The organism is Paenibacillus sp. FSL R5-0713 (assembly GCF_037973325.1).
Taxonomy (GTDB): Bacteria; Bacillota; Bacilli; order Paenibacillales; family Paenibacillaceae; genus Paenibacillus.
This window is the reverse complement of record NZ_CP150229.1, coordinates 883,814-900,152: the sequence shown is the minus strand read 5'-3', so window position 1 is coordinate 900,152 and position 16,339 is coordinate 883,814. Positions and strand designations below refer to the sequence as shown.

The 16,339-nt window shown below is 45.9% G+C and carries 11 protein-coding genes; 5 read left to right on the top strand and 6 right to left on the bottom strand.

Annotation, left to right across the window (positions count from 1 at the left end; translation table 11 throughout):
• Nucleotides 1-43: 43 nt before the first annotated feature.
• The 5 genes from MKZ12_RS04100 to MKZ12_RS04080 form a co-directional block, all read right to left on the bottom strand.
• Nucleotides 44-1,636, bottom strand: a complete 1,593-nt coding sequence (locus MKZ12_RS04100; RefSeq protein WP_339258875.1) for a response regulator — start codon at nt 1,634-1,636, stop codon at nt 44-46.
• An 11-nt stretch (nt 1,637-1,647) separates the two neighbouring features.
• Nucleotides 1,648-3,450 carry a sensor histidine kinase gene (locus MKZ12_RS04095; RefSeq protein WP_339258874.1) on the bottom strand — a complete coding sequence of 601 codons (1,803 nt, stop codon included), beginning with the start codon at nt 3,448-3,450 and terminating at the stop codon, nt 1,648-1,650.
• A 194-nt stretch (nt 3,451-3,644) separates the two neighbouring features.
• Entirely contained in the window at nt 3,645-4,493 is an 849-nt protein-coding gene (locus tag MKZ12_RS04090) for a GNAT family N-acetyltransferase (RefSeq protein ID WP_339258872.1), read from the bottom strand.
• A gap of 213 nt (nt 4,494-4,706) precedes the next feature.
• Entirely contained in the window at nt 4,707-6,887 is a 2,181-nt protein-coding gene (gene gnpA, locus MKZ12_RS04085; RefSeq protein WP_339258871.1) for a 1,3-beta-galactosyl-N-acetylhexosamine phosphorylase, read from the bottom strand.
• A gap of 13 nt (nt 6,888-6,900) precedes the next feature.
• A complete protein-coding gene (locus tag MKZ12_RS04080) occupies nt 6,901-7,920 on the bottom strand; it encodes a glycoside hydrolase family 88 protein (protein ID WP_210110177.1) in 1,020 nt (339 codons plus the stop codon).
• Nucleotides 7,921-8,089: 169 nt separating this feature from the next.
• On the opposite strand from MKZ12_RS04080, the gene MKZ12_RS04075 reads away from it, so the two are divergent.
• From MKZ12_RS04075 to MKZ12_RS04065, 3 genes are all read left to right on the top strand, one after another.
• The gene (locus MKZ12_RS04075; protein ID WP_339258869.1) at nt 8,090-9,037 is read left to right on the top strand and encodes an AraC family transcriptional regulator; all 948 of its coding nucleotides are present in this window, start codon (nt 8,090-8,092) and stop codon (nt 9,035-9,037) included.
• Between the two features lie 120 nt (nt 9,038-9,157).
• Complete coding sequence (locus tag MKZ12_RS04070; RefSeq protein ID WP_339258867.1) at nt 9,158-12,289, top strand: ATP-binding protein; 3,132 nt, start codon at nt 9,158-9,160, stop codon at nt 12,287-12,289.
• Nucleotides 12,286-13,404, top strand: coding sequence for a response regulator (locus tag MKZ12_RS04065; RefSeq protein ID WP_339258864.1), 1,119 nt, complete (start codon nt 12,286-12,288; stop codon nt 13,402-13,404). The genes MKZ12_RS04070 and MKZ12_RS04065 overlap by 4 nt, the downstream gene beginning before the upstream one ends.
• Before the next feature lie 170 nt (nt 13,405-13,574).
• Here MKZ12_RS04065 and MKZ12_RS04060 read toward each other — a convergent pair whose 3' ends face one another.
• Nucleotides 13,575-14,756, bottom strand: a complete 1,182-nt coding sequence (locus tag MKZ12_RS04060; RefSeq protein ID WP_339258863.1) for a DUF4317 domain-containing protein — start codon at nt 14,754-14,756, stop codon at nt 13,575-13,577.
• Nucleotides 14,757-15,085: 329 nt separating this feature from the next.
• Here MKZ12_RS04060 and MKZ12_RS04055 point away from each other — a divergent pair, with 329 nt between their 5' ends.
• Nucleotides 15,086-15,640, top strand: coding sequence for a hypothetical protein (locus MKZ12_RS04055; RefSeq protein ID WP_339258861.1), 555 nt, complete (start codon nt 15,086-15,088; stop codon nt 15,638-15,640).
• Nucleotides 15,641-15,662: 22 nt separating this feature from the next.
• Nucleotides 15,663-16,202 carry a hypothetical protein gene (locus MKZ12_RS04050; RefSeq protein ID WP_339258860.1) on the top strand — a complete coding sequence of 180 codons (540 nt, stop codon included), beginning with the start codon at nt 15,663-15,665 and terminating at the stop codon, nt 16,200-16,202.
• The last annotated feature ends 137 nt before the right edge of the window (nt 16,203-16,339 follow it).

Sequence of the window (16,339 nt, the reverse complement as noted above, 5' to 3'; positions counted from 1 at the left end):
CCACTAATTCCAGTATCTGCGAAAAAAATATCCCGCCGCTCCGTCAAGGAGTGCAGGATGTTGAATCAATAGAGTACGCAGCATGGGCACTTTTACGATATTGTGCAGGCGTCTCCCCCATGAGTTTCTCGAACCGGCTAATAAAATAATCGGAGTCCCGATATCCCACCATTGTTGCAATCTCGTATACTCTTTGATCTGTTCTGCGCAACAGCCGCGCGGCCTCCTCTATTCGCAATTGATTCAAATAATCACTGAAGCTGATCGAGTAATGCTTTTTGAAAATCTGTCCCAGATATGCGCTGTTCATGTAGAACTGCTCTCCCAGCAGCTTCAGGCTGATATTCTCTCTGTAATGCTCGTGAATGAAGGCCTCAATCTTGGCTAATATGCCCATCCCTTTCGACTTTTGCTGCTCCTTCAGCTCCTCTGCGCACATAAGCGAGAACTCACATAAATGTTCAATGTTTTCCTCCATGGATAACATCGCGTAGTTCACCTTCAGAAAAGCCGATTCCATCAGCCCGGAATCTGGAGTGACCGTATCGTTATTCACGAGATCCAGCAAATTGTATGCCAAATAGTGCAGGTGGATTCGGACAATACCAGGCTCTATTCGCTCATCCAGAAAGAATTGAAATATGGCCTTTGCATGGCTGTACAGCTCATCCGTCTGCTGTTCCTCAATAGACTTGACCAGCCCATCGAACAATTGTTTTTCGAATTGACCTGGCCGATTGATAAATAGGGTCGTATCCATAAGCTCGAAATAATAAATGGGCCCACACGTGGTGAAGAAACGTAAGTTTTTCATTATGCCGCAGGATTGATAAGACTCATGCAGCGCCTCCAACCCCTGTACTTCCTTCCCGACATAACAAGCAACCACCGCCCCTTGATCGCGGCTCAGCTCGGTATGTAGTTGGGTCAAATAGTGCTCCAAGGCCGCTGCCTTACGTTTCACCATCAGATCCGTAACAATGAGCAGAACCGCATTTTTATCACCTGTAAACGGCTTCAAAACTTGCCCCGGTAAGGGCTCATCCACCCATGCCTCAACCCGAGCGCACCAATCCATTCCCTGTTCTGGAACGCCTTCCACCTCAATCAGAATGCAACGCATTGTGCCAGCATCTTGATAGTGCGGCTGCAGACTCGTAACAGCCTCCTCCTCAGCCACCCCAAGCAAGATTGACTGCATATGCTGGGCCATAATCATTTGATCCTTTTTTTGCTGATAACGCTTCTCTTCTGTCCGTGCGTGAAATGCCTCCCTAAACTCCTCAAGCACCTGTACCAGTTCTGTCTTCACGATAGGCTTGAGAATGTAGTCATTCACCTGATATTTAATTGCCTGCTTGGCATATCCAAACTCATAGAATCCACTAAGCAGAATCAGCTTGATATCACCGTTATATTGCTCATACAAGGTTTGAGCAAGCTGCATGCCGTCCATTTCCGGCATCTTGATGTCGGAAATGACCAGATCAGGCTGCACAGCGCGTATGGCTTCCAATGCCTGCTTGCCATTGGAAGCCTGACCACAAATCTGGAAACCGTAAGACTCCCAATCAATTAACAATAGAAGTCCTTGGCGAATAAATGGCTCATCGTCCACAATCAGCACGTTGATCATATCCTCGCTCCTTATTCTTGGGATGCCAGCATAAGAGGAATTTGAATGCCAATCTCTGTCCCCTTCCCCTTTTCACTGAATATGTGCACCTGAACGAAATCATCAAAATACATCCGTAGCCGAATATATGCATTCATCATGCCAATGCTGCTAAGCTCGCTCATCCGATCCATACTCGGGTCTTGCATCATTTTGCGGAGCGAGGACAGCTTGTCCTGATCCATACCGACGCCGGTGTCGCGAATGGAAATGTAGAGCGCATTACTTCGAATTTCGAATAATACCTCCACGACCCCATCATTTGCTGTCCCTTCAATGCCATGGATACAAGCATTCTCCACAAAGGTGAGAACGGTTAGTTTGGGTATCATCATCGCAGCAATGGATTCGTCAGTGATCCTGATTGCAAATTGCAGCTTTTCGCCAAAGCGATACTGCTGAATACTCAGATAACTTTCCACGAAATTGATTTCTTGTGCGATGGTAATCAGATCGTCGCCCCAATTGATCGTCTGACGCAGCAGCAGTGCCAGTCTATGAATGACATCGGAGGTCTCGAGCTCTTGCTTGATTAAACTCCGCATACGGATCGTTTCAAGCGTGTTGAACATAAAATGGGGATTCACCTGACTTTGAAGGGCTTTCAGCTCCGCCTGCTTCTTGGAGAGCTCGAGGGCTTGCCGCTCTACCTGCCCCTTAAACACAATCTCAATCAGATTCTTAATCTTGATGACCATCATGTTATAACTATGGGTCAGGCTGCCGATTTCGTCCTTGCCCACAGGTCCCGATATCACTTCAAATTTCTCATGCTTCACTTGATCCAGGTGCTTCGCTATCCGATCAACTCTGATGACCAGTGATCTGGATATCAACCAGATCAGCAGTGTGGGCACCAACAGATTAAGAATGATCAGCAACGTCAAATTAAGCTTGGAATTAACAATCTCCGACAGAACGTCCAATTTCTCCGTGCTGACGAAAATCTGCCAATCCTCGGATACGACGGGAATCGATTGCATGGATTGAACAGGATCAATTGGACTGTTCGCAATCATATTAAATGGCTGGCGCGTCTGGTTCATTTCGGAATCGTTCGAGAAAATGACCCTGCCATCCGATACGACATATACCTTCCCGTTCGCTCCCTCATTTTTAAGCGATTTGTTGATGAAAGCGTAGTCCAGATCAACCTTTAACACCTTTTCAACCTGCTGCTCCCCAAAATAATCCAGCTTGCGAATAATGCTGACTTTGCGTCCTCCCTGACTTTGCGACATCTCTGCCTGCTGCTTGTCAAAATACGAATAGATCATGATATGGTCGCTTGTGTTCATCAGCGCTTGATACCAATCACTTTTCTTCACCTCATCATCCAGCTTAATGAAGTTTCCTCCATTGACGAAGGTATCATTTCCAACATAAAACGTAACTTGGTTCACCTGCTGGTAGCTGTAATAGTACCTGACCAGATTGTTGTTGCTAAGCATATCATAGTAGGCAGAGTAATAGTCTTCCTGATCGCGATACTTGGACTCCATGAACCGGTTCAGCGTTCCATCGGTATAGAGAAAATTGGACACATACAAGCTATTGTCTATACTGTTTCGCAGGTTGAACTTGATCCTTTGCTGCATTTCATTGAATCGGCTATGCTCCTTCTCCTCAATGTTACCTTTGATGCTTAGGTAAAACACGGTATTTGTGACCAGAACCGGAACCAGCACACAAAAAATGAACAATATGTACAACTTCGTTTTGAGGCTCCAATCATCCAGAAACTGAATGCGCTTACAGTGCATCTTGCGGCTCATGTCTTATCGTTGTCTCCTCTTACATTGACATCCACATTATTATAACGAGTAAGGGAATGATTGGATACTCCAATCCAGGAATTCGGGAGGCCTATAATTCAACCTCCCGATCGACTGGCCCAACAGGACAGATACGAATATCTCACATATTTTCGATGAACCCGATTGGATCCTACGTCGAGACGACGATCACGTTATAATTTCAGGAGCATTTCATACTGGCCAACATGATACGTAAAACCTGATTTGACCAGGAGGAAATCTTCCATCGGTTTGAGATGAGATTCCACATTGAGGACACTGATTATTGGCGATTCTGTGCGCTTGACCATCTCTGTCAGGATGCTGCTTGCAATACCTTTGCCCCGGTAATTTGGGTTCACTGCAAGCTGTGGAATATCACCTGTTTTTTGATCTATAATGCCATAGCCAACAATTTTGTCATCCTGACGTGCAACTACATAGCTAAAAGCTTCTGATACAGCGTAGATGGCATCTATTGAATTTTGCCAGGAGGGCTCCACATCCCAAAATTCCTTAAACTGCTCCAAATCAATTCTCTCCACACATTCCACTGTGCAGGCCGTTTTCGGTATGAATTTATCTTTTTCCAGCTGGAAACATGCGAATTCCCTTTGAATTTTGAAGTTTTGTTTACTGTAAAGCTGAACTGCAGATTCGTTGGATTGGATGACTTCCAGCAGATATTGCGCTATATTTTTTTCTTTTAGCAGTTTTCGAATATTCAAGAGCAGATGGCTTGTAACGCCCTGCCGTCTGCATTCTTGTACAACGCCTGTCCCAAGGTCATACGCAGTTGCCTTTCCATTCCAGCTTCGAAGTCCATTGATAACAAATCCGACCATTCTCCCATCCTTAAAGGCTCCCATAGATATTTCGGGGTGATACCCTCTTCGTTGGAGCATTTGTTGAAACTTCCAAAAGGGCAGATCCATTTTAACCTGATAGTCGGAGAACGCATCCACAAACGCTTGGTGAAGTGTTTCCGTGCTTATCTTGTCCAACATTTTATAACTGTACATTAGGGCACTCTCTCCTTTGAAAGGATGAAAACAATAATATATTAGGGCTCATGATCCCTATCCTTATTTAAATATTCTACTAAATAGTTTTAACACGATACAGTAATATCCGTACTATACAATCTGCTTCCTTGAGAGTTTTCAGACACGCCCTAATCACTAAATAGACCGCTCCCTGGTTAAGGGATACGGTCTATTTAATCATTATTTATTCTATGGGGATACCGATTTGGTTAAACCAATTTTGGTGATCACCGTATCATACGGCTCCAATTCCATGGTCTGTTTCCCATGCTCTGTATGGATCGTCGTGGACTGAACCTGATCGCTATTATTGATCACAACCAATATGTTGCTTTCAGGGTAGTAAGCGCACTCGGTATACAAGTTATCCGTGATGTACAATGTTTCATGGAATTCATTGCCCGCAAATCGAATCAAATTCAGAAGTAATCTTGTATTTGCCCAGCTGAATTCGAAGGAAGGCAGGTAGATCCCTTTTCCTTTTCCAAAAGCATGTGTGGACAACGTGATCTGACCATTCGTTTCACTCATTACAGCTGCTGATCCATCAGTAAGATAAATGTTCTTTTTCGGAAGTATGCTGGCCCCCTCAGGCACCAAACCATACTCATCACTAACCTCAACCGACCATTTTCCATGAACAACCCTTGCACCTGTATCCTCATCTACCCCAAGCACATGAGCCATTCTAAAATAGCTGTCGTACCCGTGGGTCGCTGTGGGCTGGTTGATCCCCATAAATGTACCGCCTTCGTACACCCACTGGGTTAGGATGTCTACACATTGGTGGTCTTTCCAGTGCTCTCCACCGCTCCATGCTGAACCCGCAGAACCCGCATTAATGACAACATCCACATCCTTCAATACGCCCTGACGAATATCCTCAAAATCAATAAACTGCACGTCAACAGGTAATCCGGCTAATGCCTCATTCACATGAATCAGATCATGCATATGCGTTTCATGAAAATGACCGGACAAGGTCCACGATCTTAACTTGCCCCAGCTATGCAGAACGGCTACTTTTGTCTTGATCTGATAAGGTTTTCCCTTCTGATGGAGCTCTTTCATTTCCCTGAATTCATGGGCAATCTTCTCAATGTAATCCACAAAATCAGGATAAGGCTCAACCAGATGCAAATACCCACCCAGTCCTATCCGGTCGATTGACTCACGCAGCAGCGCACGCCGAATATTAATCCAATATTTCTTTGCATCAAGGGTAGGATCTCCGCCTTCCTTGAAGGTAGGAAGCCCGCCTAAGCCAACCGGGAACAAGTAGGGATGCAATCGAATCTCATGGGTATCAGCCTTAACGCCTGAGCACATTCTAGCCTCATAACCGGAGAACACACATTTGATCATGCCGTCGAATCCAAACTCCTGAAAGCGATCATTGTACGGCTCCATGCCCACCCAGCTGTCATCATAGAAGACATACGCCAGCTTGTCATGCTTGTGCACCATATCAATTAATTTCTTACCGAATTCAATGACAAAATCATTGATAAATGCCATCCAGTCCAGTTTGCGCTGATCCGCAGGCATATGAGTGACCTGATATTTACCGCCATTCACAAAGTCCTCGGCTGAGAGTGAATACCCAAATTTCTGAGCAAACAGATCCAGCGCTCTCGAACTTACCGTGAAATCGTATGAACCCCAATCCGAGAACAGATGGCGATTCCGTTCATCACTGCCCCAGATCCAGGCGAAGTTATAGAATAGCGATGTAAAACGTACAACCGTTGTTTCCGGATGGTTTTGGCACCAATTTTCCATCCAATCCAGCAGATAGGTTTGCGTTTCCGTATAGATTGGGTCAATCTGCATCAGATGCTCTTTATCCCAGTTATTCGTCGTATGATTGTACATGGAGATCTCTTCCCAGATCCGATAGACCATGAAACTTACCGTGTATTTATGCCAGGGAGCAACGCCAGTAATCACTACATTGCCAGATTCCCTTTCATAATTCCATTGTGCTCTTGGTACCTCTTCTCCAGTCGTTCGATCATATACCTGCCAATACTTAAACGCTTCTTTGGAATCATTCACCCTGAATTGTTCAGCAAAAAAATCCTCCATCAGATAGATGGATACATAATCTTGTACAGCGACCTTCGGATTCGTAATGAGAAAACATTGCTGCAGCTTATCCAGATTACGGGATGCCCACTCATTATGATCCCGAATGATGCAAATGGTTGAATAGATGCCATATCCGGCATTAATAATCTCGTCGGACAATTTCGTACCGTCACTGTCACGGATCACATCAGCACCCCAGCGATCGGCAAGCTCCAGCGTAAGTGCCTCATAACCGGATTCTCCCGGCAGTGTAAAGGAGCCTTTGGTTAATTTGGACAATTGGGTTCCCTCCCTATCTCAACATATCGGACAGAAAAGCGAGTGCCAGGCCCTGACCCCAGCCTTGAATCCAGTCTTTTGGAATATTGCGATAGCCATCCCGATCCTTCATCACTGCTGTACCGCCAGATACCCCAAGCACGCGCCCATCTTCGCTGATATTGTTCAGGATGCCCTCCAGTGCCTTTTGCACATATTTGGTATGCAGTGGATTGCCGTTATTGATCATGGCTGCTGCAATACCGGCAGAAGCCGATACCTCTTCATACGATTCTTCGTCATCCAGCACCGTACGCCACAAGCCGTTCTCGGTCTGTACCAGCTTCAGAGCCGCCAATTGATCGCGGAGTGCACATTCTACATCCATACATTGCGGATACAGATACCAGTCGTTCAGTTGCGGCTTCACTTGAGACATCGTATAGGCACCCCAAGCGTTCGCTCTTCCCCAATAAAATCCGGACATGTGGTCCTTGTTGATATTGTTATAGCCGTGATACCACAGACTGCTGCTTGGATCCTGAAGGTACTTGATATGCCAGTAATACTGATTCAGCGCATCCTGAATCATGGCTTCATCCTTTAATTTGCTACCTACACGGAGCAGGAAAAATGCCGCCATAAACAAGGTGTCCGCCCAAGCCTGTTCCGGAAAATCATTGGACACGGATACTGTATGCTGAAGCACATTGTCTCCAAAGCGAAGTGCATGGTTCTGGAGATAATCAACCTTGCTGAGAACAATATCCCAATACTTCTGATCCCCTGTTTCTTCATATAAAGTGATGAGCACATGACCCATGGCACATGTATTTACCGTCCAACTTGGCAGACCCAGCTCGATATATTCGTCTGCCCATTTCACCAGCCTGTCCAGTATCTCTTGGTTGCCTGTCGTCTGATAGGCTCTGGATACACCATAATAGGCCACACCGCCGGGCCAATCCCATGTTAGATCCATATCCAGTGTTTTCTTGGTAACATTCTCGATTACGTGAAGAATCTGTTCTCTGTCATATTTCACTTGAAGCATTGTTATTCCCCTCTCCCTGCGCACACACCCCCAAGTGCGCCTTGAGAGGTGTCCGTCCATTTGTAAACGCTTTACTTATTCCATTGTACGCAGTAAAATAGTCTCAATCTAAGCATATTCACAACAAAAGTGCGCAATTTCAATCATTTATACATAGGAGCCCTCGACAATGCCCAAACCGAAGAAACCTGTCATTGAATATCGTCACTACAGCCTGCCCATTGATTTCCCTGTCCTGTTACTCAGTGGAGACCGCTGGAGAATATCCGATATCAAGAGTGAGCATCTTCATTTCCATAACCACATGGAGATTGGCATCTGTTATTCGGATGAGGGGGTCATGGAGATTAAGGGCGAATCTGTACCGTTTCGGGCAGGCGACGTCACGTTCATTCCCCGTTACCTTCCGCATACTACATATAGTTCACCTAATAACGCCAGCCTGTGGGCTTATATCTTTTTTTCACCGGAAGAACTCTTCCGCCATTCACTCAAAACAGCCCAAAACCACATTGAACCGAATTTATGGGCGATTCAGGGAACCAATTGCATTCTGAATAAGGAGCAGCATCCCAAAATTCACTCACTCGCAACATCAATCGTAGAAGAGATTAAGCAGCAGTCCCCCTATTATCGGGAGAGCGCGTACGGCTTATTGATGTCTCTATACATCGAACTGCTTCGACTTCATGCAAGCAACGAGAGCTGGTCAGCCCAGAATCAGGAACGGGAACGAGACCTCCAAGGAGACTTGGTCATCTCACCCGTGTTGGAGTTTATCACCAAAAACTATATGATGCCTGTGACCATCGATTACCTCGCTGATCTGTGTCATCTGAGTACAACGCATTTTCGCCGCAAGTTCCATGAAATTATGGGAACCACACCGCTTGATTTTCTGAACAGTACCCGAATTGAAGAGGCATGCAAGCGATTGAAAAGCACGGACGCCTCCATCCTGTCCATCTCCGAGCAAGTCGGCTTCCGATCCATCTCCAGCTTTAACCGCTGCTTCGTCAAACTGATGGGACAATCACCCAAAGCCTGGCGCAAAGCAGCCCATACAGAAGCACAGTCTGCAAAAGCATCAATACTGGAATTCACGGGGTGGGTATGAAGGATTTTGTCGAAATATGATTGCACCCCCCAGAGATATTCGCTACAATGCCGATAGAATACAAGAGATTTGGTTCGAATCTACCAATGGTTCACACAACCTCTAAAGGAGCAGCATTTCGTGTTATTAAAAATTTCAGGCGTGGTCCTGACGGTTGTAGTTGCTGTTACCGTACTGCTCCTGTCAACAATCAGAGAACCCCAATCTGCGGCTCTTCTTGCCCGTCAAGGTGTTATGGATCTATCGGACTGGAACCCGGAACAAAACGAGCGGATCAAGCTGGACGGTGAGTGGGAATTTTACTGGAACAAGTTGCTTCCTGTTGAATCTGCAACTCCGAATCAGGTTGGTCCAACAATAGCACCCGATACATATGCAAAGGTTCCCGGTTCATGGAATCGAATTAAAATGGACGGCGAACGACTGCCAACCCACGGCTTCGCCACGTATCGACTGGTGCTCCGAAATGTACCAGTTGAAGGAATGCTGGCTATCAAAAAAATGAACATTCGTTTCGCCAGCGAAATCTATATCAATGGCAACAAGCTGCTGGAAGACGGACATGCCGTGGAGAAATCAGCGGGATACCGACCAGGTAACTCCCCCCAGATCGGCTTTTTCCCTTATCATGGTGGTGACATTGAGATTGTGATCCGGGTGGCTAATTATGATTACACGGACGCTGGCATTCCGGGGCCACTCTTTTTCGGCGAACAAGCAGCCATGCTGAAAAAACATCAAATCAGCACAGCCGTTGAATTCGGCACACTTGCTGTCCTGGCTACCATTTCGATCATATTCCTTATCAGTTACCTGGGGTCTGCGCTCTACCGAAACAGAGACGATTCGCTGCTGCTGCTTGGTCTAATCTGTCTGCTGTATGCGCTCTATAACGGCATGATCAGCGAACGTGTGTTATCCATGGTGAACACGGAAATCTCCTTTAGCACGCTTTATAAATTAAAAGATTTCTGCTCCGTTGCATGCCTGGGTCTGCTGACCTTTTACTTCTACCGATTCAAAACAGGCATCCTGACCAGTCTGCTTACAACGGTAATCCTCATTATCTTCGGAGCTTACTTATGCATGGTTGCGCTCCTGCCTATTTCCATCTACGGACTGGCTGCACCTTACGTTGTCGTTATGTACACGTTAATGTTGCTCTGGTTGTTATATCAATGCGCATCACAGTTTCTGACGAGTGAGAAGGGTGATCGGCTGTCTACTTTCTTGTGGTATGCGGCTCTCTTAAGCATCATGCTGTACTGTCTGGACATTAACCTCTTCTCCATCTCGCTAAAGGAAAATATGAACATCGGGCAGGTCTCCATTGTCCTGTTCAGCATCCTGATGTTGTTTCTGGCGGTACTTCGGTTCTTCGAGTCATATCGTACAGTCCGTGCGCTCAAAGATCAGTTGCTCTTGCTGGATAAGGTGAAAGATGACTTCCTGTCGAACACCTCGCATGAGCTCAAAACACCGCTGAATGCCATTGTGAACATCAGTGAGAGCCTGCTCAAAGGTGCCGAAGGTCCGCTTACCAACGAACAGGCGCATAACCTGGCGATCGTGACGGGTAGCGGCAGACGATTAACCTACCTGGTCGATGAATTACTGGATTATTCGAAAATGAAACATGGCGACATCCCGCTTTACCGGTCTTCAACCGATCTGTACTCGTTTGTCGAATCCGTCATGCGTATGCACTCCTTCCTGCTTGGCTCGAAAAAGGTGGAACTCATGAACCACATCCCGGCGAATTTCCCGCCAATCTATGCGGACGGCAACCGACTGATTCAGATCTTGCATAATCTGATCGGTAATGCCGTCAAGTTCACGGAACAAGGCACGGTAAGCATCCGTGCTGCGGTTGTTCAAGGCAAAGCGGAAATCCGCATTATCGATACCGGTCGTGGCATCGGCAAGGACAAGCTGGAACATATCTTCCTGCCATTCGAGCAGGAAGCAGATACAGGACCAGTCGTTGCCGGAGGCACCGGACTTGGACTAAGTATTACACGCAAGCTGGTAGAGCTGCATGGAGGAACCATTCATGCAGAATCGGCACCTGGCATGGGGGCCACGTTCATCCTGACTTTTCCGTTGGCCGATGGCAAAGGTGAGAAACAATCCAACGTCAAGCCAATTACCATAGCTCCTACAAGTCATGGTAATCAGTTACTAAGGTTCGAAGAACCAACGATTGTGGAAGGGCATCTCAACGAATGGATCATCGTTGTGGACGACGACTCGGCTAATTTACAGACCATAGTGAATCTCTTGAAGTTGGAGGGCTACAGTTATGCGGTAACCTCACGTTCCCCTTCTGTACTGGATCTGCTCGACCAGCTTCCTGCCGTACATCTGGTCATTGCTGACATTATGATGCCGGACATGTCAGGGTACGAATTGTTGGAACGGATCAGGGAACGTTACTCTTCTTCCGAGCTTCCGGTGCTTATGCTGACGGCAAGTAATAAAGCCAACCAGTTGAAGCTGGCTTTGGAGAAAGGTGCCAATGATTTCGTATCAAAACCGTTTGAATCAGAGGAATTGCTGGCACGGATCGGCGGTTTGACCCGGATGATAACGTCTGTTCAAGCCGCGCGAGATGCCGAGATCTCCTTTTTGCGGTCACAGATGAACCCGCACTTTCTGTATAACGCTCTGAATGCCATTGCCGAATTGTGTGTAGATGCGCCGAATCAGGCAGAACAATTGATTTTACAATTATCGAGTTACTTAAGGCGCAGTGTGCACTTCAAACATCTGGACTCCAAAACCAGCCTGATGAACGAACTGGAGATGATCGAAGCATACGTTGCCATTGAGCAGGCACGCTTTGGCTCACGGCTGGAGGTCATTATCGATGTGGATGCGGACGTGAACCGAAATATGGACATTCCGCCCCTCACGTTGCAACCCCTGATTGAAAACGCGATTCGGCACGGGCTGATGTCCAGCATTCGCGGTGGTCGCGTCATATTGTCCATTCGTAATCTGAATGATACGGAAACACGTTTCTCTATCGAGGACAACGGAATCGGCATAACCAAGCAAAGAATGGAGGAAATTCGGCAATCCACGGACGGCAGTAACGGCGTGGGAATATGGAATATCTCCAGCCGGTTGAACCTGCTGTATGGCAGACACCTTCAGATGGAAAGTCTGGACGGCGAGGGAACGCGCATTACATTTGATCTTCCTAATCAACGTATTAGCACAGATGGGAACGGGGGTTATGAGACATGATAAAAGTCATCATCGTGGATGATGAGGATCTGTCGCTCAAGCGACTGAATCGTATTTTGACAGAAAGCGGAGAAGTTGAAGTATGTCGTGCGTTTCACGATCCGGAGGAAGCCTGTGAATACGCGGCAGAGAATAGCTTCGATGCAGCATTTCTGGACATTACAATGCCTCGCATTTCGGGTATGCACCTCATTGGTGAATTGCGGAAACATCACCCTTTGCTTCCCATCGTGTTGGTGACCGGATATGAGGAATATGCGGTGCAGGCCTTCGACAAAGAGGTGATCGATTACGTTATTAAACCGGTCACGGCAGAGCGACTGAATCGCAGCATTCAGCGGTTGCAGCAGCAGCTTCACAAATCCGTGACAACGCCAGGGCCAGCGGTGCCAGAACCGAAACTGAACGTTCGTCTGTTTGGTGAATTCACCGTGTTCGGTGGAGCCGGAGCAGATAGCCCCATCAAACTTAGAACGCCCAAAACGGAAGAGTTACTCGCCTTCTTGTTGTATACCAAGTCAACCACCCGCGATGCATTGGCTGATACGTTGTGGAAGGACCTCAGTCCGCAGAAGGCCTGGACGAACATCAATTCCACATTGTATTACGTGCGGCGTGCCATCGGCGACAACAGTGACGTGCCAATCATTCTTAAGGACAGGAATGGCATTCGTATTGACCGAGATGCAATCAACTGCGATTTGTACGAGTTTGAGGCCTTGTTCCGCCAGATGCGTCAGGCCTCGGCACATCGTCCAGAGCTCTTCGAGCGGATGGACACATTGTATACGGGTGAACTCCTGAAAGGAAGGCACTATGAGTGGGCTTTCGCGTGGTCCAGACAGCTGGAACTGGACTTCCTCATGACGATGGAAACCGCTGCCCACTATCACGCGAAGAAAGGCGAGACGTTACGGGCGCTGTATTATTTTGAACGTATCCTCCAGATTGATTCGATTCGGGAAGATATTCATCGTGAGATCATCCTGTTGTATCTGTCGCTTGGACGAAGAACCGAAGCGCAGCGACAGTATCTTGTTCTGGAGGAACTACTCAAAGAAGAACTTGGCTCCAGTCCGGCAGCGGAAATCAAGCAACTGTTGCGACAGTCCTGAAATAGCAAAAAAGCCCATGCCTTGGCATACTGAACTGCTCCTATCGTAGTCTTCTATGGTTTACTACGACAGGGAGAGTTCGGTGTTCCTTTAGGCTTGGGCTTTTTGCCATAAATGGACGTTCATTCGTCCATAACTGATAATTTTACATCATCAGGGTCTAGAATCAATTACTCATTGATAAGTTTTTCTGTATTAAGGGTAAACCCTTCAATCACGACATCTTCGTCCACTTCAATCATGATGCAACGTCTGCCTTGATAGTTCACCTGTTTCACATATCTTAGGTCTTGCGGGCTAACCGAAATCGTAGCAACCTTAGTTTCGATCTTGATGGACTTGGACGTAAACTTCGGCATAACACTGGTCGCCTTCATCTCATAATTCTTGTTGTCCACGATCGTTTCGAAGGCACGCTCCACTTTCTCCGCTGTCAGATCTTCCACACCACTTGCGGTCAGTACACGTTCCAGATCCTTATAATCCAGCTTCGGAGGTTCTTCCTCATGGGACTCTTCGTTAATTTCGATAACGCGGTTGATCTCCTCATATACATGTGCAATGGTGGCTGAATCGAGCTGTTCACCGGCCACTTCCTTGACGATATCCTCGAAGATCGCCCGTTCTTCCAGTGCGGTTACGGATCTTTCGCCATTCAGTACATTTTCAACAAAATGCGGGTCCGGGAAATTGGATTTCCCGGTGCAATACAGAACACGATTCACATCGGAGTAGTTGTCCGTCACGCTAGGGTACAGGAACCCTTGCTCTGGCGTGCTTAATTTGATAATCGGATCGACAATAATATTGTATTTGAATTCTCTCTCCACGTAGTCAAACAAGAGCGTTTTCCGCTGCTTCTCCGTGGAGTTCACGCTGCAAAGAATGAAGGGATGGGCGAACACCTCATTCTTCTCACTCTCTTCCGTGGCTTCGTTTCTAGCCTTGGTCGGCAGATAATACTGTCCACGCACAAACGTAGCAACCATGTCCCGCTCATACTTGGCATCCACCAACATTCGATCCACGAGCAACAGCATGAGGTCCTGCCATTCGTCTGGATCACCTGTGACCAAAGCCTGATGAAGCAGTACCTGGGCCGGGTCCTCCGCCGCTTCCTGGAATTTTAACTCAAACAACTTCTGATCCAAATCACCTGTCAGCAGCTTTTTGAAATTGCCCATGTACAGCTCTTGTTTCTCTCTATCCACCAGTTCGAACGGGTGACGCTCCCAGTGATAGACCTCGTTGGTTTCCTTCGTAATATAGACGTTGAGAATATCGTAAATATTCAGTAGATCGTGATCGAGTTTAAACTGCTTGCGTATATGCGCGACTTCTTTTTTATTCATGATTCGTTAGACAACTCCCATAATATATAATTTTATCTGCGTGCAGCTCTATATCCTAAAAGTCAGTGCTCCCTTGGAAGTTTTCATCTGAGCAGTAGGTCACTAATGGGCGCAGCTATGGAGTAGCCGGATCAATCCGTTCTTGCCCTCCATTTCTGTACTCTCAGTGAGAAATTATAACATATAATGATGATGATTAATGAGGATCAATCTATGGTATTTCCCTCTTTAGTGTGATCTATTTTTTGAATACGATTTTAAATGAACATAGTAACATAATCATCAGTCTGGTAGACTAACTAAGATTACATACCAATTGAGGAAATATTGTGAAGAAATCAATACTAGTCTTGTCAGTTCTTGTGTTGTCCTCTCTATTAAGTGCGTGCACTGTGACACAAACAAAGGAAACTAAACAAGTCAGTACATCAGTATCACAGTTTGAGAATGCAGATGTAGTAACAGATGAAGCATATACATCTGGTGCCGTCGAACAGACGGAGCAAGCAGCAATAGATTGGCAGACATCCGTTAACGAGCTAGCTAGAAGCGATCAATCACCTACAGAAAAAGTCGAAGCAACAGAAAAGCTTGCTCGGGAATACAATCCTACTACTGAAGAACTCGAAGAATTTAAGTATCATGTCCTTCAAGAATTTATGAGTTTCAATTATCTAAAAGATGGCTCGAATTCCGAATATATGTTAAGTAATCTGTTTCAATCGATTGTGTTAGAACATCACAATGTTCAAGTCGTCAGGGACTTCGCTCTTGCTTTTTATCACAACACAAAAAATGTTTTTACAGGTGTTGAAGAGACGGATAGTGATAGTGTTAAAGCTTACGAAGAACAATTGTATAAAGCCCTAAACCATGGAAAATAATTGCCGTATAGGAGGCAATAATATGGACATTTTCGATCACCTGAATAAATTACAAGTAGATCTAAGAAGAAAAAACCTTGAAGAAATTGAAGAGAAGTATTTCAATATTTGTTCTAAGTTAGCTGGACCTGACCGAGCTAATTCGATTAAGCGATTCGGCTTAAATGAATATGTAAATGATTTAAAGTTATGCCTTAAACAATCAATAAAAATTGCTCAAAAACAAACAGCCCGTGCAATCTACTTTGAATACGATTTAGATAATAACTGGGATAGTGCATTTTTCATTTGTAAGGAATACAGTGCATTAGAAGATAACGATGATGATTGGGCGAGCAATTGGAATGAGGATTTGCAGGGTCCACGCTTAAAAGAATTTGCTGATATTTATGAGATAGATGGATTCGACATTAATGAGACCGCAGTTGGTTCAACCATTTACTTAATAGCAAGAACAGTAATATCCTATGCAAAAGCATATCAGGTACTCTCTGATGAAAGTTCACTCGCAGTATGTATCGCTTTTCACGACCAAGACCCTATCATCAGAATTAAGGAATAGTAACAGAGAGCATACCTCTGTGAAAGTGACTGTAGCAACTATACTTTATGCTCACCTTTGGTTCATTGATCTGTTAAAAACAAGTAGACCGTCCTCCAATAAAGGTGGCGGTCTATTTGATCATGTATGCTTTTGGT